The sequence below is a fragment of the Pseudorhizobium halotolerans genome (genome assembly GCF_902153235.2).
GTDB lineage: Bacteria > Pseudomonadota > Alphaproteobacteria > Rhizobiales > Rhizobiaceae > Neorhizobium > Neorhizobium flavum.
This window is the reverse complement of sequence record NZ_CABFWE030000011.1, coordinates 664,143-686,473: the sequence shown is the minus strand read 5'-3', so window position 1 is coordinate 686,473 and position 22,331 is coordinate 664,143. Positions and strand designations below refer to the sequence as shown.

Here is a 22,331-nt window from a genome sequence, read left to right as displayed (position 1 = left end):
TGACACGGAACTGAAGCTGTTGCTTCCAGAGCTTAAGGATGCCGTCAGCTTCGTCACGCATACAGTGCTCAAGTGGCCGCCATGGAAGTTATCCTCATGAAGAAGACACTGACAATTCTCGCTTTTGTCGCGGCCTTTCCTGCCGGCATAGCCGTTGCAGACGATGATTGCTTCGTCCCGATGGCCGAGTGGCAGCCGCGGGAAGCGGTCCAGCGCCTTGCCCTCGAAAAAGGCTGGACCGTTCGGCGCATCAAGATCGACGACGGCTGTTACGAGATCGATGGCACGGACGGACAGGGCCGACGCATCGAAGTGACGGTTCATCCCAGCACGCTTCAGGTCATGGAGCTCGAATACAAACAGGAAGGTCGCGGCCGGAACGGGCGCAGCGACAAATGAACTGAGCCGATTCCTTACTTATACCGGAGTGGCTACAACCCCAGCGGCTCCGGCGGATACTCGTTCACGACCGGTTCGAGCTTCCTATGGACGGGGCGAAGCGACGAGACGAGACGCTCCTTCACAGCGCGCAATGTCGACCGGTGCCGTCAGGTGCGAACCAAGTCTCTTTATCTCCTTCCATCGGCACTGAGCAGCGTCCCGCACATCCGACACGGTTTGCCCTCGGCGAGTTCATCTTCCTGACGCCGACCTGAAGCAAAAACCGCAAACCCGTCAGCAAAGCCTCAGGTCGCGGATCCAGAATGGTCACCAGCAGACCAAAGGAGATCCTGCCATGAAGAAGATTGCTGCAATTCTGTTCACCTCCACGGCACTGGCCGTCGCAGTCGGTGTGCCGGTCTGGAGCGTGACACGCGCCGACGACAGGCCTGACAGCGCATCGCGCCCATCCACGGCGGCCTTGGTGGACGGGTGGCGCAGCTTGCCCTTTGAGGTGGCGAGCAGCGACGATCGGTCAAGTCGAGAGCGCCACCGCGAGACCTCGCGCCGCGATCATCACGACGACGACGATGATCATGACGACGATGACGATGACGATGATGATGACGACGATCGGCGGCGGCGTGCGCCCGGGCCGGTCCCTTCCGGCACCGGCGAACCGCCCAAGAACATCCTCTTCGGGACCGGCACTCCGCCCCAGGTGCATGTGAAGTAGTCCCCAGCTGTAACAAGAAAGGAATGCAACATGAGAGCTCTCCTCGCAGCACTTGCCTTGACAACCGCCCTCACCACCCTGCCGGCCCTTGCAACGGCTCGGCCGGTTACCTTGACCACAACGCTCAGCAACTACGGTGGCGATGGAGCCTACCTGGCATTTTATGTCACCGATGCCTCCGGCGCCTATGTCGGCAGCCTGTGGATGGCCGGCGGGAAGTCCAAGTACTATGAGCATCTGAGCGACTGGTATCGGGCGACCGGTGGGGAGCCGGCGCAGATCAACGGAATCACCGGTGCCAGTGTCGGCGCGGGCCGAACGCTCGAAATCACGCTGGACTTGGCGGATGCCCTGTTCGATGCAGGTTACACCCTGCATATCGATGCTGCGGTCGAAGACATGCGCGACAGCCCCAACGAGGTTGCCGTACCTCTTACGGCAGCAGGCGCGGGCACACCGGTTTCCGGCCGCCGCTACGTGGCAAGCTTCGCCTACGGCATGTGAGGACAGGTCATGATCCGCATGCTTCATCGCTGGCCGGGGCTTCTCGCTCTTGCCCTCCTGACCTTGCTCGCGATCAGCGGGGCGGCCCTGTCCGTCTTTCCTGCGATCGAGCGCCTATCGGCGCCGCAGGCGGACGCAGGACAAACCGTAGCGGAGCTGGCGACGCTCGTAGCGGAACGACATCCGGGGGTCGAGCAGATCCGCCGCGCGCCTTCCGGAAGGATCACCGCCTACTGGTTCGATGGCGGTACGCCCGGAGCGGCCGTGATCGATCCGTCAACCGGAAATGACATCGCGCCTGCGGATCCGGACCCGTTCGAGCGGTGGCTTACAAACCTGCATCGCTCGCTGTTCCTGGATGATACCGGACGCCTCGTCACGGCAGGCGGGGCGGCGGCGATGCTGATATTGGCACTATCTGGCGTCATGCTCGTCGCGAGGCGTACCGGAGGCTGGAGACGCTGGCTCGCTCCAGTACGGGGGCCGACTGACGGGCGCCTGCACGTCGAAATCGCGCGCTTCGTGGTGCTTGGCCTGGTCCTCTCCTCTGTCACTGCACTCTGGATGACGGCGTCTACATTTGACCTTCTGCCGGATGCCCCCCTGCACCCTCCGATGCCCGAGAGAATGAGCGAGCAGACTGGCTTCCCGCCTGCCGACATGGACATCCTGCGGTCGACATCGGTCATGCAGTTGCGTGAACTCAGCTTTCCCTATGCCGGTGACGCCTCCGACGTCTTCACGCTGAAGACAGGCCAGGGGACCGGCTATGTCGACCAGGGGACAGGCCAGCTCTTGGTATGGAGCAATGTCACCGCCTGGCAACGGCTGTCGGAGATCATCTACATGCTCCACACGGGCCAGGGTGCGACGGCTCTGGGATTGATATTGGGTGCGATGGCGCTGGGCGTACCGGCGATGGGTGCCACGGGCGTTCTCGTATGGATGAGAGGCCGGCGGGGGCGGCCGAGGCTTGCCCACAATAGCCCGGCTTCACAGGCCTCCAATGTCGTCCTGGTCGGATCCGAAGGTGGCAGCACATGGAGCTTTGCCGCAACGGTTGCGAAGGAGTTGCGCGCCCACGGTCAATCCGTCCACATCGCGCCAATGAAGGGCTTTGATCCGAGGCGGTTTCCCGTAGCGAGACGGTTCTTCATTCTAGCCGCAACCTATGGCGAAGGCGATGCACCGGCGTCGGCGGAGGGGTTCATCGGTTGGCTGGACGAGACCGCTGACATCCCCGCCGCTCCGTTGGCCGTGCTGGGTTTCGGCGATCGCAGCTTTCCCGCATTCTGCGCCTTTGCCGAAGCGGTCGCGAAGGCTGCCCACGCCAAGGGTTGGAGCGAGCTATTGCCTTTCGACACCGTGGATCGGCAGTCGCCGCAGGACTTTGCGCGCTGGGGCAGGGCGCTCGGCGACGTTCTGGGCATCGAGCTGGAACTGGCGCATCAACCCGTCGTGCCGGCAACCGAAACGCTGACCCTGGTGTCGCGTCGTAATTACGGAGCGGATGTACAGGCTCCCGCCGCCATCCTGCGCTTCGCCACGCCGAGCGTCACGCTCTGGGAGCGACTGACAGGCAAAGGCTTCAGCCACTTTCAGGCGGGCGATCTTCTCGGCGTCCTGCCGGAGGGATCGGACATGCCCCGGCTATATTCGCTTGCCTCATCGCGCGGGGACGGGTTTCTGGAGATCGTCGTAAGAAGGCACGCCGGTGGCCTCTGCTCCAGCCAACTCACCGCTCTGGAGCCGGGCAGCAGCGTGCAGGCATTCCTGCGCCGGAATTCCCTCTTCCGGGCGGGCGCTGGCCGCACTCCGCTAATCCTGATCGGCGCGGGGACGGGTATAGGCCCCTTGGCGGGCATCGTACGAGCAAACCGCCAGTGTCGTCCCATCCACCTCTTTTTCGGGATGCGTCACCCCGGCAGCGATTTCTTCTACGGTGAGGAAATGCCGGGATGGCAGGCGCAAGGCCGCATTGCGCGGCTCGTCACCGCCATCTCGCGAGGAGCCCGGCCACATTATGTGCAGGATGCGCTGCGTGCGGAGGCGGTCGCCGTTACCCGCCTCATTCGTGACGGTGCACGGGTCATGGTCTGCGGCGGGCGCGACATGGCGGCAGGGGTTGCCGATGCGATGACCGAGATCCTGGCTCCCGTCGGGCTGAGCCCCGCGACGCTCAAGGCTGAGGGACGATATGTCGAAGATGTCTACTGATCTCGTACGGCATGCGTTGAATGGACCTACCATGGGCACCCGGTGGTCGGCGCTGTTCTTCGCGTCGCCGGAGTTTGATCCTGCGCCCGTGCGGCCCGCGCTTCAGACGGCGGTGGAGGCCGTGGATCGCAGCATGTCCACCTGGAAGTCGGACAGTGACCTCATGTGTCTGAACCGGGCACCGGTTGGCGAATGGGTCTCGGTTGCCGCCGACCTCCGACTGGTTATTGAGCTCGGGTTGAAGATCGGCCGTGAATCGGGCGGCTTGTTCGACATCGGCCTGGGCGACGCGGTTGGGGCCTGGGGGTTCGGTCCCGCCGCAGCCGACACGCATGCGATCAAGGCAGCGATGAGAGCAAGGCGTCGAGCCCCCGACGAGATCCTGGAATTCGGTGACGACGGTATCCGCAAGCTTGCGCCCGTCACGCTGGATCTGAATGGGATTGCCAAGGGTTATGGGGTGGACCGCCTCGCGGAAACGCTGCAGGCGTTGGGCATCTGCCAGGCGCTCGTCGGGATCGACGGCGAGATGAGGGCGATCGGCACGCGGTCGGATGGGGAAGGCTGGACGATAGCCGTGGAGCAGCCCGACCCGGAGCGGCGTGCGCCGCACTCAATCCTGGCGCTTCAAGACGCCGCGGTCGCGACATCGGGCGATTACCGGCACTGGGTCGAGGTGCAGGGGCGACGGCTGTCGCACACGATGACCCCGCAAACTGGAGCCCCGCTTCTCTCTTCACCCGCTTCTGTCACCGTCGTCGCCCGGACTTGCGCGGAGGCGGATGCCTGGGCCACGGCGCTGATGGTGGCGGGTCCTGAGGCCGGACTCGTGCTCGCGATGCGGAACAGGCTGCAGGCACTCTTCCTCATGCGCCAGCCGGAAGGCGATTACCGGAGCCTTGGCATCGGAGACCTGTTCACGAAAGGCCTCGAACCGATGGCTGCAGCGGCGGGTCTGTAACTGGAGGCGTGGGAGCCGTGCCTCGGCTGAAGGGCAAGGCACGGCTTTAATGGATCTTCCGCCTGATGTTCAGGCCCCTGTGGCCAACATAGTCTGGCGGCGAAGAGTGTGCCGTCGATCGGCCGGACCTCCCGCATATTGGCAGCGGCACCCGAGGTCACATAGGAGGTGCCAACCCTTTTGATGTGCTGCAGGTCATGGTCATGGCCGTTGATATAGAGTTGGACCCCGTACCGCTCGATCGGCGGGGAAGGACGGGCCTCGGCTTCATACCGTTGCCCGAGGAGCACTAAGATTTTGTGGTGGCCGCGGAGAAAGGAGCACGAACCGGTCCACGCCTTCCTTGAAGCGCTCTTGTCAAACGAAATGCTGGAAGTGCCGGAGCAAATGAGGCTTGGTCGGGCGGGCTGACGCACACAGCAGAATGTCCATAATCACGCGAATCTCGGAAACAGCTTCGTTTTTTCTAGATATATGTGCGCCACGACATCAGCCGCAAATTTTTCTATTCCCGCATAGAGCGCCCGCCACGAGTTGCAGGCTCCTTGCGGCAGCGAAAGTCCGTGGGTGATGTGCTCGATCTCTCGGATGTGGAACCCCTCCGCCTCATGTTCTTCGCGGATCCGCGCGATCGGGACACAGAGTGTCTCTCCAGCGCCAGCCTGCATGATAGGAAACAATACCTGCTCTTCCTTGCGCATGTGTTCTTCCAGGTCCTGCTGCAGCCTCCCAAGTGCCGCGGCAAGCCCGAGCGGTGCTTCCGGATGTTGGGCATGAACCCGCTCGACCTTCTGCGCAAGCGGGATTAACCATTCCAGTTCCGCTCGATGCGTTTCGTGATAACGACCCAGAATATGCGAGATCAGCAGTGAGGTGTCATCAGGAGCATCACGGTCGGCGTCATCGATGAGCGCTTGCAACTCCTCTCGCAGCGCCTCTACGCGCACGCCCACATCGTTGGCAGCCTCTTGCAAAGAAAAATGGCCGCCGCAGCAAAAGCTGATTCCATGGCGGCGGAAGACCTCTGCAGCGCCTGGGAGGCTGGCGGCGAAAGCAGCTACTGTCCGGTCGTTGTTGATATCGATCATGTCTGGACCCCGATGCTATTGACAAGCGACGGATGGAAGTCTCGCAGCCGCAGCTTGTCCGCATATGAACTCACGGGAGAGAACCGGTCTTTGTGCCAAAGCAAATACTGCCAGGGAGGGTGATTGTGGCCGTCAGCGCTGACGAGGGAGACGCAAAGGTAGGCCCTAGAATCCGGCCAAGGAAAGAAGGACGTCGATGTCCATGTCTTTGTCCTGGATCAACGCCGACCGTGGACATGCAGTCTAGCGTGAAATGATCGTTTTGGAGCTGACGGAGAGGATCATGGGTATCGCTGTACGGATCGAAAAGCGTCTGGAACGGCAGTCGAGCTTGATGGGCCTGATGATGACGCATCTTGATGTCGACCAGGAAAGCGCGGCACAGGAACGGCTTGGGCTGAGTCTGGCGCGTGCTGTACGAGCCTGCTTGTTCTGCCGTCACGGGAACGCTTGCGAAGCATGGCTGTCGTCGAACGCGCAAGCCAGAGAAGGCGTTGCTCCGGGGTTCTGCACCAATCGAGATTTCTTCCGGGCGCACAGCTAAACGCTAGCTACAACGGCGACTTGCAGCCTGCGTTCGTCACTAGCCGTTGCTGTGCATTTGCCGAGCTTGCCCTGCAAAAGCAGGTGGTTGCTGCAGGTGCGTCTCCTCCATCCGCGGGCTTGCCACTTTGACCTGCGTTGTCGCGGGAGGGCTCCTTGTTCAACCAAGCCGCATATGTTCGCCCGCTGACGTAACGAGATCGACAGATATTCCCGTCCGTTTGGCGACAAGATCGCGAATATGGTCTGGCTCCATCAGCGTCATAGCGGTTGAGTAGCCATCAGCGGTGGTCGCGTTACCGCAAATAGTCGTCACGCGCCGGCAAGGCGGCGTGACGGAGGTTGCGCGGGGGTGGAGTATGTGGCCAAACTTAGCTGCAGAATCGAAACGGAAACCATCGGGACTTGAGGTTGCGAGTGCCTTGTCAACGAGCGGTATCACCATATCGCCTGCCGTGAACCCACCTGGAGTGTCCGCAAGCCCGACCTGCCAGGGAGTGCCATCATCGCGACGTCCGATGGCACTGATTTCTCCCATATCGACGAGACTGCTGGTGATCCCGGCCTCGCGGAGGAGGGAGACGATCCGGTCGGCGATATAACCCTGCGCGATGCCGTTCAGCGTCAAGCCCATGTCCGGCTTGGCGAAAGCGACCCGGTCGCGGTTGAAGCTGACTTTTTCAAAGCCGACAAGACTGCGTGCTCGCTTGATCTGCGCCGCCGACGGCCCCGTCGCATCGGCGTCCGGTTGTGCGAAATGGCGGGCGTGAAGTGTCCACAAGGGCTGGATCGTCGGGTCGAACAAGCCATCCGTGTCCTGCCAGACCAGCCGGCTGGCCTCCAGCAATGCGACGAGTTCTTCCGAAGGCATGGCCAGTGCGCCAAGCCGGTTGAGCTGACTGAGTTCGGACTCCGGTCGATAAAGGCTGAAGATCGCTTCAAGGCGCGCGACCTCCTTGACGACCTGGCCGATCAATTGCTCCGCCTTGGCGCGATCCGGATGGTTGAGCACAAGTGTTGCAACCGCGCCCAGCGCTTGTCCCTTCCAGATGACTGGTTTGGCTTCGGCATGCGCCATCGTTCGGTCAACAAGCGGTAGTCCGCAGGCGGCGGCGCTGACGAGGATCATTCGCCGGCGGGAGATCAGCTTAGCCATGATCATGGTTCCCTTCACTTGACTCCAAGTCGATCGGTCCAGGACCAGCCTCTGACGCGGGATCGGATCCCAGGATATAGTCCTGCGGAACACCATCAAAGGCGACGATGCGTCCGCCATGTTGCTTGGTGAAGGCCTGTGCGTCTGTTTCTTTGGCGAAAGGAACGGCTTCGGCTGTGCCCATGCCGCCGACCTCTGTGCTGTCGATCACGTAAAATGCCTGACGTGCGTCCACCCAGTTCGTGGCGCCGGGTTCTTCCCAACTCGGCGCCTTGCCCATGTCCGAGACATAGATCGCGGCGATGTCACGGGGCTCTTCCGGCAGCATCGTGAACGCGAGAGTGTCGCGCGCCGACGAGAACCAGATCGCCTCGTGGGTATGCTCGAGGATTATCTGTCCTTTCGGGCCGGGATGTTCGAGTACATTCATCCCGCAATATCGCCCCATTGCATCCTCGGTCAGGGCAAAGGGTGGCGGCGGAGCTTCTGCCTCCTCCTTGCTGCAGGAGAGCAGTACCAGCGAACTCGCGAGGACAGCAGCGAAGATCGGGAGCCTCATGCTTCTCTCCTGGAAAAGATCAGGTTGGCGACGGCAAGCGGCACGATTGTCCAAGCCAGCAAGGCAATCGTCAACACGGGAGGTGAAAGGCGACTGTTCTCTGCAATTCCGGCAAGCCCGGAGAGGGCTCCGGCGCTGCCGGTTCCCAGGTTGAGCAGGCGGTAGGCGTCGGTGGGGTTGGCGACCAGCAGGAGATCCAGAAGCAGCGGCGGCACGGCGTGGCCTTGTGCTGCAACCAGACCGCCGAGCAGCGCCATGTCATAGATGAGCACGAAGAAGAGCCAGATGCCGATGGCGATACCGCCCGCCGTGCTGCGTTCGCTGGCCAGGGTGCTGGTAAGGTAGCCGATGGCGAGGAAGATCGCCCCCAGCAGCACCGAATAGCCCACCATGAAGCCGAAGGCGATCCAGCTCTGCGATCCAACCTCCGCACCGGTCCCGCTCATCGCCAGAGCCGCAGCGCCGTAGCCGCAGAATGTCGCGAAGGCAAGGATTGCGAGATGCCCCAGGAACTTCCCGAGGATCACCTCACTGCGACCGATCGGATAGCTGAGCAGCAGCAGCATCGTGCCTCGCTCCGCTTCCCCCACGACCGCATCGTGTGAAAGTAGAAGCGCGATCAGGGGAACAAGAAAGATGGTCAGGCTCGAAAGGCTGACGATGACGACGTCCAGCCGGTTGACGCCGACGTTGCCGGTCGGCGCACTGCCGAGGAAAGACAGGGTCAGGGCGAGAGCCGCGAGCAAAAGGGTCGTTGCAAGCACCCACCTGTTGCGCAGGCCCTCCTGGATCTCCTTCCGTGCGATTATGAGGATGTTTGTCATGCCTTCCCCTGCCCATTCAGGAAGTGTGCGTAGAGATCGTCGAGCGTCGGTTCCGCTACGGCGAGATCCGCAAGTTCATCGGGATGAGCGGTAATGTCGTGCAGCAGGGCGATCTTGTCCTCCGGGAGGACGTCCGCCTCCAGCGTCTGCCCGTTCCTCTTCCAGCGGCTGCCGCCGTTCGCCCATGGGGGTACCGGCCTGCCGTTTGCCAGCCGGATGCTGATCCGGGTGGGGAGCCGCGCGATGCGACGCAGTTCGTCGAGCGTACCATCGGCGATCTTGATGCCGCGGTTGACGATGATCACACGGTCGGCCCGCCCCTCAAGTTCGGTCAGCGCGTGCGAGGACAGCAGTACCGTCGCGCCTCGATCACGAAGATCGGCAACGAGATCATAGAAGCTGCGGCGAAGCGCCGGGTCAAGACCGCTGGTTGGTTCATCGAGGAGCAGGACGCGCGGCTCTCCCAGGAGTGCTTGCGCCAGCCCAAGTCGTTGCCGCATGCCTTTCGAATAGGTACGGACCGGGCGGTCTGCCGCTTCGGGTGTGAGGCCGACGCGCTCGAACAGCATATCGGCCTCCGAGACGTCGACCCGCTTCAGTCGAGCGTAGAAGGAAAGCGTTTCCCGTCCCGTCAGGGCGAGATGGAAGGAGACACTCTCGGGCAAATAGCCGAGCCTCTGCCGGACCTCGAAATCGCCCCGGGCCGGATCCTCGCCGAGCACCCGAACCTGCCCGTCGGTGGGACGGATGAGGCCGAGCATCAGCTTGATCAGCGTGGTCTTTCCTGCCCCGTTGTGGCCGACGAGGGCAATCGTCTCGCCGACATTGAGGTCGAAGGCGACGTTCTTGACGGCTTCGACCTTGCCGTAACGCTTGGACACCTCGTCGATTTTAACTGTCATCGTCATTGCACTACTTTCTTGCCCGCGGGCGGAGCCATGAGAGGGTGGCTGTCCACCACTCCGCCCGGCAAGAGGGCAGGAAACTGCGACTGCGCCCACCGGATGACCTGAACCGCGGGACTGGTGGTAAGTACCTTCGCCTGAGGCGAGGTCCACAGGACGCGGTCGATCAGATCGTTCGGACGGTAAGGATTGTCGCCGAGGCCGTCGCCGTTCAGGTCGAAGGCAGGGTTGTCGCTCCAGTAGTTGCCGCGTCCCTCACTCGACCAGTCGATATACCTCGTGCCAACATACTTGACCTGGTTGCGGTTGGCGATGAAGGCATTGCCGCTCACGGTGTTGCCCTCGGAGCCGGCGGTGAAGTGGATTCCAATCGAGCAGCCTTCGAAACGGTTGTCCGTGAAGTGGTTGCGGTTCGCGTTGTACATAAAGACACATTTTTCCGGGCCAAGGCGCTCGCCCTCGGAGGTGTCGACCTCTTCGTCGGATTGCGGCACGCCGTGCTCGCCGGACTGGACGCCGGCGGAGAGCCAGCGGTCGATCGGTTGCATCCGACCGATCACGACGTTTTCGCGAATGTCGGAATTGTTTGCCGAGTTGAGCAGGAGCCCGTGGTCGCGGTCGCCATCCGAGATGTTCCCGGTGATCTCCAACCGGTTGGAGAACATGATCGCATAACCCACGGAGTTGCCGGTCGAAACGTTGTCGCTGACGACGCTGTCATTGGTATACATGTAGTGGATGCCGAAACGCAGGTTCGAGAAGTGGTTGCCGCTGAAGACATTCTTCTTGCTGGCGGTTGTCGCAATGCCGTCACGACCGAAGCTGATGTCGTTTCCGATGACCTTGGCGCCAGGCGCGTTCCACACTGTCACGCCGCTGCCGGCCTGGCTCATCCGTCCGGATTTCAGTCCTACGACCTTGTTGTTGCGGGCGATGGAATCGACCGCGCCGTAGAGATAGATGCCGAACATGTTGCCAGTGACGGTGTTGTCTTCGATGATGGCACCCGTTGCTGTCTTGTCGGCATATATGCCGGAATCGCGAAGGGTCAGGTCCATGCCGGAGCCTGTAACCGAGAGTCCGCGGACGGTCACATCCGGTGCCGTGATGGCGATGACACTTCCCCTGCCGTTGCCGGTCACCGTTGCGCCAGCTTTGCCTGCCAGCACGAGCGGCTTGTCGATGACAACCGGACCTGAGTAGTCACCGGCCTGAAGTGTGATGACATCCCCGGGGGCTGCCTCGGCGACGATCTCCTGCAAATGTCTGTCTGTCGGGGAGACGACGCGTTCTCCTGCGACGACCACGACTGGAAGGGCGGCCATGAAGGCCGCCATCCCGGATATTATCAATGATCGACGGATCATCATGCCGCTTGCGGCTCGACGAGCATGCGGCCCTTCATCTCCATGTGCATGGCATGGCAGAACCAGGAGCAATAGTACCACCAGACACCGGGCTTGGTGGCCTTGAAGGTCACGGATGACGTCGCCTGAGGACCGATCTCCATGTTGACGCCGTAGTTGATGATGGCGAAGCCATGGGTCAGGTCTTCCACCTCATCGATGTTGGTCACGTAAACGGTAACCTCATCACCCTGCTTGACGGTGAACTCTTCCAGTCCGAAGGCGGGTGCGGCCGACGTCATGTAGACGCGAACCTTGTTACCGTCGCGGATGACCTCACTGTCCATCATCAGGTCAATACCGTCCGCTTCTGCCTGCTTTACCGCATCCGCGAAGAACGGGTCGTTACGATCCCAGACATGCACCGGATTGATCTTCGAGGCATGGACGATGGTGGCGTCATGTGGTTCCGCGAAGGACGGGCCATCATGGACGATCACCATCTCATCGCCGGAAATATCGATCAACTGGTCGTTCTCCGGCTTCAGCGGACCGACGTTGAGGTAGCGATCCTTGGAGAACTTGTTGAGCGAAATCAGCCACTTGCCGTCTGCTTCCTTGGTCTGTCCCATGGAGGTGTGGTTGTGGCCCGGCTGGTAGTGGACATCGAGCTTCTGGCGGATCGGATCGACCTTCTCGCCGGCATAGGCCTTCTTGGCGTCCTCGATGTTCCACTTGCACACCTGGCTGTCGATGAACAGGGTGGTGTAAGCATTGCCCTTGCCATCATAAGCGGTGTGTAGCGGCCCGAGGCCCAGTTCCGGCTCGGCAACGACGCAATCGCGCGGCTGGATCTTGTCCTCGAAAAGATCATCAAACTTGCGGACGTCGAAGACCGTGACGGTCGGCGACAGCTTGCCGTTGGCAACCACGTGGATGCCATCGGGAGCCGTATTGATGCCGTGCGGGCTGTTCGAGACCGGGATATAGCGGGTATAGGGCGAGCCCTTGCGACCATCGATGACCGGCACGCCACCCATTTCCGTGTAGTCACCCTTGGCGACCGCTTCCTCGATGCGCTTCAGGTTGAAGACGACGATCCAGTCCTGTTCGTTGCCCATCATCTCGGCGAGATTGACGCCTTCCTCGGAATTGTAGCACGTCGCGAAGCAGTACTTGCCCTGGTAGTCGGCATCGACGTTGTCGAGGTTGCCATCCACCATCACCTGCCAGGCAACCTTCATCGTCTCGCCGTCAATGGCGGTGAAGATCGCATGATACTGCTTGTGGTCGCCGAGGATCTTGCCGTCGTTCGGGATCGGCACGCGATCTTCGCCATTGGCAAAGACGTAGCCGGTCTTCGGATACTTCTGCACGCGCAGGCCATGAACCGTATGCTGGTTCGGCAGTTGGATGATCTTGTCGCACTTCATGACGTCGAGACGAATGCGGCAGACGCGCGTGTTCGCCTTGTCGTTGGCATAGAGGTAGCGGCCATCATAGGTGCCGTCCGTCTGGGACGGATGCGGATGGTGAAGGTCGCCGTTCAGGAAGATGCCGCCCTGATCCTTCAGGAATTCGACGTCCTCGGGCAGCAGTCCCTCGGTCAGGACCTTGCGGCTTTCGTTCGTCTGTCCCCAACCGGTCGCACTGCAGCGGTTGAAGACCGGAATGCGCATCAATTCTCGCATGGACGGCAGGCCGACCACACGCACTTCACCCGTCTGGCCACTCGAGAAGAATGTGTAGTATTCATCGAGCTCGCCGGGCTTTACCTCGTAGCTGTTGTCGCCGGCTGCTTGCGCGGCGGCCGGTGTGGCGGATCCCGCGGTGAGGCTGAGAGCGCCCCCAACAGTGGCGGATCCCGCGGCGGCGGCAAAAGCTGCCGATCCCAGCATCTGGCGCCGGCTGAGGCGCATCTTGTTTTCTTCTGTAGACATAACTTCCCTCTCCTTAGGTCGTTACTCGGGTTGAACTTCAGACGTCCGTTCGATTGGAGCGCCCCTGTGAGTCACGACGGTCTTGGCAGGCTTCTCGCCCCGAGATGCCGGCGTCGAAAGCGCCATGAATTTCTCTCGCTTGAGCCGCACCTGGATCATGTGCGGACAGCGCTGGTCGTCGTGGTAGAGTTCCTGGCAGTGCATGCAGTAGATGCACTCGTTGACGTTGATCTGGCCCTCCGGATGGATGGACTGGACGGGACATTCCTTTGCGCAGCGCTGGCAGGGGGAGCCGCATTCCGGCCACCGCTTCAGCCATTCGAACATGCGGATGCGCCCCGGAATCGCGAGAGCCGCGCCCAACGGGCACAGGTAGCGGCAGTAGAAGCGCTCGATGAACAGGCCGGCCGCCAGCATGGTGAGGGCGAAGATCACGAACGGCCATTCCCGTGCGAACTTGAGAATGATGGCCGTCTTGAACGGCTCTACTTCGGCGAAGACCTCCGCCAGCGCAATCGAATAGAGCGACAGGCCGAACAGGCCGAGGAAGATGATGTACTTGATCGGCCATAGCCGCTCGTGCAGCCCCCAAGGCAGGCGTAGTTGCGGTACCTTCAGCCATTGCGCGATGTTGTTCGTCAGTTCCTGAAGCGCGCCGAACGGGCAAAGCCAGCCACAGAACGGTCCGCGGCCCCAGAACAGCAGGCCGGCGGCCACCGCTGCCCAGAGAATGAAGATCAGCGGGGCAGACAGGAAGAATTCCCAGTTGAAGCCCGTAATCAACGAGTTCACGAAGGTAAGGACATTCACCACCGACAGCTGCGCATTGGCATACCAGCCGAGCCATACGAGGGTGAACAGCAGGTAGCTGCGGCGAATCCAGGCAAAGAGCGTCGGCCGTTTCACCAGCCAGTCCTGGAAGAAGAAGATGCCGGTCAGGACGAGTAGTGCCACGATCGTGATGGCGATCTTCACGCGGTTCATGTCCCACATCCGCATCCACAGCGGCTGGCCATCGGCGATCTGCTGGTCCGTCAGGAGGTCGCCGGCGGGGGGAGCACCGGCGGCACTTTCCGTCGGTTGCGCTGCAGGTTCTGTCGGTGGAACCGGCGACGGCGGCGTTTCAATTGTCACGTACTTGTCCGGCAGGGCGTAGCCGAGATTGTAGTTCAGCACGGACTTGTTTCTGCCTTCGGCGTTGCGCTGCACCAGCATCTGCAGTTCGAAGGGTTGGGTGACGTCAAAGGCAAATTCGGAGGGGACCACGAAAAGGGCGATCTCCCGAAGCCGCGGCGCACCATCGGCGGCGAGCGCCGGAATGCGCGTATGGTCGCGATCCCGAAAACGCAGGCCCTGGCCATTCTGCAGAAGTTCGATCCGGTCAAAAATGCCGCCGCGGACGTAGCCGGAGCCCTTGAACGAATAGGCGCCGTCCCCCGCAACGAGGATCGCCGCTTGGCCCGGCTGCAGTCTGCCGGCCAGCCGCTCATAGGCCACATCGCCGAGCAGCGAACGGCCGATGGATGGCACGCTTACCGGCGCCAGATAGAGATCGATGAAGCTGTCGTCGGGATTGCGCGTTTCCGGCTTGTCTGCGGCGATCGTCTGCCCCGCGTCGCGGAACGCCTGCGTCACCTCGCCGACCGTCATGCGCAGGCTGCGGACAGAGCCGTCGCCGAGAAGCGTCTGCCAGTCGGCGATGTCGGACTTGGACAGGTCGAGCTTGCGAATTTCGGCGGCTGCCGCGGCGCCAGGTGTGATCTCGACCCCGAGACGGTTGCTGCGGATAAGCTGGACTGCTGCGCGGGAGACACTGTCTCCCATGACAAGGACCGTCACCGTCGCTCCGCTCACGATGTCCACCTGAGGCGGCCGTTCGGCGCCGGACGCGACGCGCCCCATATCCTTATCGATAAGCGCATTCATCGAGGCAATCACCTTCGCCTCTGGTATGCCGATAAGGACGATGGGCTCCTTGTGGTCGACCAGCTTGAAGCCGCGGATCACGCCTTGCGTGTCGATGCCGACGACGATGTGGATGGGCTTGCCAGAATAGCCGATAGAACTCGTGAAGTCGGAGTTTAGATAGGCATAGCCCAGGATATCGTCGCCGCGCATGACCGGCACGATGGGCGGGTCTCCGCTCAACTCCCCGAACCGATCCGCTCCTTCGAAGAGCTCACCCGGCTCGACCTTGTCCAGGAACGTGCCAAGTTGGCCTGCGGCATGGGCCGGAGGAACGGCATGAAGACCAAGAAGCAATGCCAAGAGAAGGACTGCTACTGCGGCTGATAGTCTGCAAAGGCCGTTCAGCAAATTCGCTCGTGCCGCCACACCAACCTCATCGTCTTTTCATCGTAACCATCCCCGTGTTTATGCGCCTTGGGGAGGGGAACGTTGATCCACATCAATAAGCGGGCCAATATGCTCTTTCATGATCTAGGCTTCGAAACGATTGTTCAAGGCACTGGAGGAAAGATGAGCCGTCGCGAGCAGGAGCCCTGGAAGGTCGCATCACTGGATGAGGTGCTGGCCCTGGCGCGCGCAATGGAGCAGGAGGCGATCGAAGGCTACCGATCTCTTTGCCTTCGCATGCAAAGGGAAAATCGGCCGGATCTGGCATCGGTTTTCGAAAAACTGATCGCCGAGGAGACCAGCCACCTCGACAGCGTCGCTCGCTGGCAGGAGGCAGTTGGTTCTCCGTCCACTCCTGCTCGAACGCTGGATGAGCCCTTGTTCGATGATGAGGGAGCGGCGCTCGTGGCGCCGGAGCTGCTGGACGCGTACAAGGCCTTCTCCATGGCGGTTCGCAATGAAGAGCGGGCTTTCGTATTCTGGACCTATGTTGCAGCACATGCGCCCTCGGAAGAGATAAAGGCTGCGGCGGAGCGCATGGCCAGGGAAGAACTGGGGCATGTCGCAACCCTAAGGCGTGAACGTCGCAAGGCGTTTCACAGCCTGCGCTCATCCGCGATCAGATCCCAAGGCGCCGACATCGGTGCGCTGGAGCTTGAGCTTTCCGTAAAGCTGAGGGAGAAAGCACGGCAAGCGCCTGCTGAAGACGCGACCGAGTTGCAGGCTCTCGCGGACAGCGCGCAAGAGAGAAGCACGGCTGTCGCCACAGGGGCGATACAATCTGGCGCTGTCCCGGCCGCACCTTCCGGCATAAGCGACAGGCTCGTGCCGCTATGTGAATTCCTTCTGGACAGCTACCTTCTGCTTGCCGAGCAGGCAACCGATGGCGACAGACAGCAGTCCTTGCAGGAGGCTGCTGGAGCCGTCCTGAGGACCTTGTACGCGGTTCGGAAAATTCCGTGAGGCACCCGCTGCCGGTACGCGGCATGCCACGAACTTCTAGCTTGCTTCGTTGCCTCCACATCCATCCAGCCCCTCAGCGGCTGAGTCCAGCACGGTAAGCCTTGGTTGACACGACGTGGTGGGTGGGCACTTTCAACCGAATTTAGCAATCGCGGCACCGCTGGCCGGTTCGAGAAAGGGAGAGTCGCGGACGCTACCACTCATATTGCCTCGATCCAGGATCTCGCCGATCATGCGAAGGAGGAAAGGTGGTTCGGGCGGTTGGGATCTCCGTCGGAGACCTTCGGAGCGAATGGCTCTGCGGCGACTTGACCCAGAGTCGCAGATCAAGGGTTGTCCGTCGCATGGCTTGTTCTAGTTGAGACGAAAGGGGCGAAGGGACCGCCCGCAAGCAGGAAGGGGAGGGCCGAGGATGATCGGACAACTAACTGCCGGAGAAAGACAGCTTTCGGTTGTTATCCTGATAGCGCTGGTGATCATCGGTATCGCCATGGCAGCCGCAGGCCGCTTCGATCCGCTCGGCATACACGGCGTTGTCGTTCTCTTGTGCAGCGGCGTGCTTTTGGCGCGGCTGCTGTCGTCGCTCTTCGAGCCGGAGCCGCATCCAGAGCGTCTGTCGAAATATTACGATGATCCGATCAAGGTGGGCATTGTCTTCACGATGATCTGGGCCGTCTTCGGCATGTTCGTCGGCGTCTGGGCAGCCGCGCAACTTGCCTGGCCGTCGTTGAACTTCGATACGTCGTGGACGAGCTTTGGAAGGATCAGGCCCGCCCACACGACGGGCGTCATCTTCGGATTTGGGGGCAATGCCCTCATTGCAACCTCATTCCACGTCGTCCAGCGGACGTCGCGAGCGCGACTGGCAGACCAGTTCAGCCCCTGGTTCGTCCTCTTCGGCTACAATCTCTTCTGCCTGGTAGCGGTTACCGGCTATCTCATGGGTGTTACCCAGTCCAAGGAATATGCCGAGGCGGAATGGTATGCCGATCTCTGGCTGGTTATTGTCTGGGTCACCTACTTCGTTCTCTACATACGCACCCTCGCGCGCCGGAAGGAGCCGCACATCTATGTGGCCAACTGGTACTACATGGCCTTCATCCTGGTCGTCGCGATGCTGCACATCGTCAACAACATCGCGATCCCGATTTCGCTCAGTCATGCAAAGAGCTACACGGTCTGGCCCGGTGTTCAGGATGCGATGGTTCAATGGTGGTATGGGCACAATGCCGTGGCATTCTTTCTCACGGCAGGCTTTCTGGCCATGCTGTATTATTATCTTCCCAAGCGTGCGGATCGGCCGATCTTCTCCTACCGGCTTTCGATCCTGAGCTTCTGGGGGATCACATTCTTCTACATGTGGGTGGGCTCGCACCACTTGCACTATACGGCGCTTCCACATTGGGTTCAGAACCTTGGGATGACCTTCTCGGTCATGTTGCTCGTCCCCTCCTGGGCCTCCGCGGGCAACGCACTTCTGACCTTGAATGGTGCTTGGCACAAGGTTCGCGATGATGCCACTCTCCGGTTCATGTTCATCGCGGCTATCTTCTACGGCCTCTCCACGTTCGAAGGTTCGTTCCTTGCGATCCGGCCCGTGAACTCTCTGTCCCATTACACCGACTGGACCGTGGGTCACGTCCATGCGGGCGTTCTCGGTTGGGTCGCCATGATCACGTTCGGGGCTCTTTACACCCTCGTCCCTAGCCTGTGGCGTCGGGAGCGAATGTATTCCTCGATGCTGGTGGAGGCTCATTTCTGGCTCGCCCTTGCCGGGACGCTGATCTACATCTTCGCAATGTGGAACTCCGGTATCATCCAAGGCCTGATGTGGCGGACCTACACCGAGCAGAACACTCTCACGTATTCCTTCATCGACTCCCTGGTGGCGATGTATCCCTACTACATCGCGCGTACATTCGGCGGCCTGCTCTTCCTGATCGGGGCGATCATCGGTTCGTACAACATCTGGATGACGGCGCGGGGAGCACCCGTCTCACGCGCTGAACAGGATCTGCCTGTCGTCGATGGTCCTGTCTCGCCAGTGACCCCAGCGGAGTAATCACGATGAGAGAGCTCTTTCACCGGAAGCTGGAGCGGTCCGCACTCGGATTTGTCTTTGCCATCATCGCTGCTGCCAGCGTTGGCGGCATCGTCGAGATCGCGCCGCTGTTCACCATAGACGAGACTGTCGAGGACGTTCCCGATATGCGCCTCTACACTCCACTCGAGCTCGCAGGGAGAAACATCTACGTCCGCGAGGGCTGCTATGCCTGCCATAGCCAGATGATCCGCACGCTCAGGGACGATGTGGAGCGCTATGGCCCTTATTCTCTGGCTGTCGAGTCCAAGTACGATCGGCCAATGCTATGGGGCTCGAAACGCACTGGCCCGGACCTGGCGCGGATCGGCGGCAAGTATTCCGATTTCTGGCACGTGGCGCATCTGACCAATCCTCGCGAGGTAGTGCCTGAATCCAACATGCCTGCCTATCCCTGGCTTGCGCAGAACGAGCTCGACCTCGAGGATCTCGGGCTTCACCTGAAGGCCCAGCAGGCGCTGGGTGTGCCTTATACTGATGAGATGGTCGAAAATGCTGCTCGGGACGCCTATGGTCAGGCGTCGCCAGACACAGACTTCGCCTCAGGCGTGACCGAACGCTACGGCGAACGGACGCAGGTCAGTACCTTCGACGGGGTGACGACGCAGGTGACCGAGATGGATGCTCTGGTGGCCTACCTTCAGGTGCTTGGACGCCTTACCGACGCCGCCTACCAGGGAACGGCTGCGGAGGAATTGCCTCCGGACGCAAGCAACTGACGGAAAATGGAGGATTCCATGGACCTCGACCATGACACACTCGTTTTCTTCTCCAAGAGCTGGGGGCTTTTCTATCTCATCGCCTTTGCGGTCGGTGTCCTGATCTACACCTTCTGGCCCTCGAACAAGAAGCGATTTGACAAGGCCAAGAAGGACATTCTCGACAAGGAAGACAGGCCATGGACGTAGAGGAAGTCGATCCCGTCAGCGGTCGAAAGACGACCGGTCACGAATGGAACGGCATCAAGGAGCTGGACACACCGGTGCCGCGCGGCGTCCTGATCTTCCTGGTCGTGACGCATCTGTTCGCCCTGCTTTGGTGGATCCTGATGCCGACATGGCCGCTTGGCACGACCTATACGAAAGGCGTGCTGGGCACCGACCAGCGGCAGAGGATCGAAGAGGATCTCGCTCAGAGCCAGACCGCTCGCGCGCAATGGACGGCAGCCATCGAAACGCGCAGCTATGACGAGATCATTGCCGACGAATCCCTCATGGAGTTTGTCCGCGCCTCCGGTCGCCAATTGTTCGGCGACAACTGCGCGGCCTGTCATGGCACCGACGGCACGGGACGGTTCAACTATCCGGACCTGACCGATGACGACTGGCTCTGGGGCGGGGGCGCGGAGAACATAGCAGAGACCCTTCGCGTCGGTATCAATGCAGCCCATGATGAAACAAGAGTGGCGGAAATGCCTGCCTTCGGACGCGACCAGATGCTTGACCGCACCGAGGTCCGGCAGGTGGCCCTGTATGTTCACTCGCTCACCAATCCAGAGACCTCCACGCCGCAGAATGCGACGGAGATACAGGCGGGCAGGGAGGTTTTCCTTTCGACTTGCGCTGCCTGCCACGGAGAAGATGCCGGCGGCAGCCAAGACATGGGAGCCCCCAATCTGGCCGATGATTACTGGGTCTATGGTGGCGACATGCAGACGCTGATCACCACGATCCATGGCGGCCGCCGCGGGCATATGCCGACATGGGACGAGCGACTGACCGAAGTCGAGATAAAGACGCTTGCGCTCTATGTGAACGACCTGGCCCTGGAGAAACGCTGATGTCTGCGCGTCAATGGCCACTGTGGACGCTGGTTGGGATTGCGGTTGCCGTCTTCGTCGCCGCCAACGCCCATCTTGTCTACATTGCAGTCGCGAGTGACCCGGGCTGTGTAAGCCATCTGAAAACGGCAGGATCGGGTGAGGGCGAGTATCGTGCAGCAAAATCTGCCTGTTAGCCCTTCAGGGAGAGACGAATGAAGACGCCTGGCAAAACCTATGGGCTCCTCAGCGAGACCTCGACGATCGAGGAAACGCGCAATCCCCTCTTCAAGAGGAACCTGTCTGCGCACGCGCCTCTGCAATGGCTTTCAAGAGGCTGGTCCGATCTATGGATACAGCCGGTACTGAGCTTGGGCTACGGCCTTGGGGTTTTCCTCCTGTCGGTGGTTTTCGTGTGGCTGCTGTTTGTCGGCCAGCGGGACTACTATCTGTTTCCGGCCATGGCCGGGTTTCTGATCATCGCGCCTCTGCTGGCTGCGGGGCTCTACGCCAAGAGCCGCGCCACCGAGGCGGGTGAACGGATCAGCGCCCGGCGGATGCTGCTCATCCGTGTGGAAACCGGGGCGCACATTTTCTTCACCGGTCTGCTCCTCGTTTTGTTGTTTCTACTCTGGATGAGATCGGCGGTTCTGATCTATGCGCTGTTTTTCGGGGTAAGTCCGTTCCTCGGTTTCTCGCAGATCGTGCCGGTCTTGCTGACGACGCCGACGGGCTGGGCCATGCTTCTGGTGGGCGGCTTCGTCGGTTCGCTGTTTGCCGGCTTTGCCTTCGGCGTGAGCGTGTTCTCGATCCCGATGCTTCTCGACAGGCGGGTGGATAGCCTGACCGCCATGGGGATCAGCATGGCGCTGGTCTGGAACAATCTAAAGCCGATGCTGGCCTGGGGCGCGATCGTGCTGAGCCTGTTCCTGGCCTGCCTGGCGACTGGATTGGCGGGGTTGGTCATCGTCTTCCCCTTGCTCGGTCACGCCACCTGGCACGCCTATAGGGAGATGGCCGGAGGAGCTGCCCATGATGATGCGCCGCTCAAGTGAGGGAACCGTAGGCCCCACGGGATCATTCCCGTTTGAGGGATACCCACACGGCATCGACGACCGCAACAGAAGGTAGCCTGCAATGAGCCTTTTCCTGGTTCTCGTCCCGATCTCGATCCTCATGGGAGCGGTTGGCCTTGGCGCCTTCCTGTGGTCGATGAAGGATGGCCAGTATGAGGATCTTGATGGCGCAGCCGTTCGCGTCCTCCTGGATGACGAGGATGAGTAGGAATAAAGGCCTTGAAGGGAGCAGCATCGTCTTAGCTTATCGTGATAGATCGTCGTGGAGGATCCGATGCCAACGGTAGCCGCTCTGTTCAAGGATCTTGAAGCCGCCCAACTGGCTGCTGAAAAACTTTCCTCTTCTGGCGTCCCGGAGGAGGATATCAGTATCATTTCCAATCAGAGCGAACACCTAACAACCGACATCGACCCTATCGAAAGCACGACAGCCGGAGCCAGTATCGGTGCCGTCGGAGGTGGAGCTCTCGGTCTCGTCGCCGGGCTTGCTCTCATGCCTGTCTCGGGCCTGGGCCTTGTGGGAGTGCTGGGATGGCTTGCCACAAGCCTTGCCGGAGCCTCGGCGGGCGTCGTAGCGGGCGCAACGGCCGCAAGCGTCTATGACATCTTACGCACCAGCGGTGCTCCGGAAAAAGAGGCGCACTTCTATACGGAGGGGTTGCGCGCTGGAGGTACCCTGGTCGCCGTCAAAGCGGCTGGGAACTCCGATAGCATTGCGGAGATCCTGCGCTCCGCGGGGGGCGCCTTCGCCGTTCCTGAGGATGATAGTCCATAGTCGCAACGGCGGTCATCTCCATCGCTTCCGAAGATAATCCCTCGCTGTGGGAACGACTGTAATCATGTCCTCGGCCAGGCGTCTCGAGGAAAGTATCGGCCTGGCTTCCGCCTCAGAGGACATAGGGCGTACTTCCGGGTAG

At 61.1% G+C, this 22,331-nt stretch carries 23 protein-coding genes; 15 read left to right on the top strand and 8 right to left on the bottom strand.

Annotated features, from left to right (window positions below; genetic code table 11):
• The first annotated feature begins 81 nt into the window (after window positions 1-81).
• The 5 genes from FN060_RS18580 (at window position 82) to FN060_RS18560 (ending at window position 4,799) form a co-directional block, all read left to right on the top strand.
• Window positions 82-399 (top strand): PepSY domain-containing protein, encoded by a 318-nt coding sequence (locus tag FN060_RS18580; protein WP_244665855.1) that lies wholly within the window; start codon window positions 82-84, stop codon window positions 397-399.
• Between the two features lie 337 nt (window positions 400-736).
• Window positions 737-1,117 carry a hypothetical protein gene (locus FN060_RS18575; RefSeq protein ID WP_142589474.1) on the top strand — a complete coding sequence of 127 codons (381 nt, stop codon included), beginning with the start codon at window positions 737-739 and terminating at the stop codon, window positions 1,115-1,117.
• Between the two features lie 30 nt (window positions 1,118-1,147).
• Window positions 1,148-1,621 carry a DUF2271 domain-containing protein gene (locus FN060_RS18570; RefSeq protein ID WP_142589472.1) on the top strand — a complete coding sequence of 158 codons (474 nt, stop codon included), beginning with the start codon at window positions 1,148-1,150 and terminating at the stop codon, window positions 1,619-1,621.
• Window positions 1,622-1,630: 9 nt separating this feature from the next.
• Window positions 1,631-3,838 (top strand): PepSY domain-containing protein, encoded by a 2,208-nt coding sequence (locus tag FN060_RS18565; protein ID WP_142589470.1) that lies wholly within the window; start codon window positions 1,631-1,633, stop codon window positions 3,836-3,838.
• A complete protein-coding gene (locus FN060_RS18560; RefSeq protein WP_142589468.1) occupies window positions 3,819-4,799 on the top strand; it encodes an FAD:protein FMN transferase in 981 nt (326 codons plus the stop codon). The genes FN060_RS18565 and FN060_RS18560 overlap by 20 nt, the downstream gene beginning before the upstream one ends.
• A 434-nt stretch (window positions 4,800-5,233) precedes the next feature.
• Here FN060_RS18560 and ric read toward each other — a convergent pair whose 3' ends face one another.
• The gene (ric, locus tag FN060_RS18555; protein WP_142589466.1) at window positions 5,234-5,887 is read right to left on the bottom strand and encodes an iron-sulfur cluster repair di-iron protein; all 654 of its coding nucleotides are present in this window, start codon (window positions 5,885-5,887) and stop codon (window positions 5,234-5,236) included.
• Window positions 5,888-6,170: 283 nt separating this feature from the next.
• Between ric and FN060_RS18550 the strand changes: the two genes are divergently transcribed.
• Window positions 6,171-6,431 (top strand): DUF6455 family protein, encoded by a 261-nt coding sequence (locus FN060_RS18550; RefSeq protein WP_142589464.1) that lies wholly within the window; start codon window positions 6,171-6,173, stop codon window positions 6,429-6,431.
• A 159-nt stretch (window positions 6,432-6,590) separates the two neighbouring features.
• Here FN060_RS18550 and FN060_RS18545 read toward each other — a convergent pair whose 3' ends face one another.
• The 7 genes from FN060_RS18545 to FN060_RS18515 are packed head-to-tail and all read right to left on the bottom strand — an operon-like array spanning window position 6,591 to window position 15,428.
• Entirely contained in the window at window positions 6,591-7,586 is a 996-nt protein-coding gene (locus FN060_RS18545) for an FAD:protein FMN transferase (protein WP_142589461.1), read from the bottom strand.
• Window positions 7,579-8,145, bottom strand: a complete 567-nt coding sequence (locus tag FN060_RS18540) for a nitrous oxide reductase accessory protein NosL (RefSeq protein ID WP_142589459.1) — start codon at window positions 8,143-8,145, stop codon at window positions 7,579-7,581. The genes FN060_RS18545 and FN060_RS18540 overlap by 8 nt, the downstream gene beginning before the upstream one ends.
• Entirely contained in the window at window positions 8,142-8,969 is an 828-nt protein-coding gene (locus tag FN060_RS18535; RefSeq protein ID WP_142589457.1) for an ABC transporter permease, read from the bottom strand. Before FN060_RS18535 ends, FN060_RS18540 begins: the two co-directional genes overlap by 4 nt.
• Window positions 8,966-9,877, bottom strand: a complete 912-nt coding sequence (locus FN060_RS18530; RefSeq protein WP_142589455.1) for an ABC transporter ATP-binding protein — start codon at window positions 9,875-9,877, stop codon at window positions 8,966-8,968. Before FN060_RS18530 ends, FN060_RS18535 begins: the two co-directional genes overlap by 4 nt.
• On the bottom strand, window positions 9,874-11,199 hold the full coding sequence (locus FN060_RS18525) for a nitrous oxide reductase family maturation protein NosD (protein WP_425312186.1): 1,326 nt from the start codon (window positions 11,197-11,199) through the stop codon (window positions 9,874-9,876). The genes FN060_RS18530 and FN060_RS18525 overlap by 4 nt, the downstream gene beginning before the upstream one ends.
• Before the next feature lie 41 nt (window positions 11,200-11,240).
• Entirely contained in the window at window positions 11,241-13,160 is a 1,920-nt protein-coding gene (gene nosZ / locus FN060_RS18520) for a TAT-dependent nitrous-oxide reductase (RefSeq protein ID WP_142589453.1), read from the bottom strand.
• A 21-nt stretch (window positions 13,161-13,181) separates the two neighbouring features.
• Window positions 13,182-15,428 (bottom strand): NosR/NirI family protein, encoded by a 2,247-nt coding sequence (locus tag FN060_RS18515; RefSeq protein WP_244665854.1) that lies wholly within the window; start codon window positions 15,426-15,428, stop codon window positions 13,182-13,184.
• A 210-nt stretch (window positions 15,429-15,638) separates the two neighbouring features.
• On the opposite strand from FN060_RS18515, the gene FN060_RS18510 reads away from it, so the two are divergent.
• The 9 genes from FN060_RS18510 (at window position 15,639) to FN060_RS18470 (ending at window position 22,189) form a co-directional block, all read left to right on the top strand.
• A complete protein-coding gene (locus FN060_RS18510) occupies window positions 15,639-16,478 on the top strand; it encodes a ferritin-like domain-containing protein (protein ID WP_142589449.1) in 840 nt (279 codons plus the stop codon).
• A 415-nt stretch (window positions 16,479-16,893) separates the two neighbouring features.
• Window positions 16,894-18,540 (top strand): cytochrome-c oxidase, cbb3-type subunit I, encoded by a 1,647-nt coding sequence (ccoN, locus tag FN060_RS18505; protein ID WP_183949817.1) that lies wholly within the window; start codon window positions 16,894-16,896, stop codon window positions 18,538-18,540.
• Between the two features lie 5 nt (window positions 18,541-18,545).
• A complete protein-coding gene (gene ccoO, locus FN060_RS18500) occupies window positions 18,546-19,298 on the top strand; it encodes a cytochrome-c oxidase, cbb3-type subunit II (protein WP_142589445.1) in 753 nt (250 codons plus the stop codon).
• 18 nt (window positions 19,299-19,316) lie between these two features.
• Complete coding sequence (locus FN060_RS18495; RefSeq protein WP_077548898.1) at window positions 19,317-19,487, top strand: cbb3-type cytochrome c oxidase subunit 3; 171 nt, start codon at window positions 19,317-19,319, stop codon at window positions 19,485-19,487.
• Entirely contained in the window at window positions 19,478-20,359 is an 882-nt protein-coding gene (gene ccoP, locus FN060_RS18490) for a cytochrome-c oxidase, cbb3-type subunit III (RefSeq protein ID WP_142589443.1), read from the top strand. Before FN060_RS18495 ends, ccoP begins: the two co-directional genes overlap by 10 nt.
• The gene (locus FN060_RS18485) at window positions 20,359-20,535 is read left to right on the top strand and encodes a hypothetical protein (RefSeq protein ID WP_183949798.1); all 177 of its coding nucleotides are present in this window, start codon (window positions 20,359-20,361) and stop codon (window positions 20,533-20,535) included. Before ccoP ends, FN060_RS18485 begins: the two co-directional genes overlap by 1 nt.
• A gap of 18 nt (window positions 20,536-20,553) precedes the next feature.
• A complete protein-coding gene (locus FN060_RS18480) occupies window positions 20,554-21,393 on the top strand; it encodes a DUF2189 domain-containing protein (protein ID WP_142589442.1) in 840 nt (279 codons plus the stop codon).
• Between the two features lie 82 nt (window positions 21,394-21,475).
• A complete protein-coding gene (gene ccoS, locus FN060_RS18475) occupies window positions 21,476-21,622 on the top strand; it encodes a cbb3-type cytochrome oxidase assembly protein CcoS (RefSeq protein WP_077548895.1) in 147 nt (48 codons plus the stop codon).
• Window positions 21,623-21,688: 66 nt separating this feature from the next.
• Window positions 21,689-22,189, top strand: coding sequence for a hypothetical protein (locus FN060_RS18470; RefSeq protein WP_142589440.1), 501 nt, complete (start codon window positions 21,689-21,691; stop codon window positions 22,187-22,189).
• Window positions 22,190-22,331: the final 142 nt, after the last annotated feature.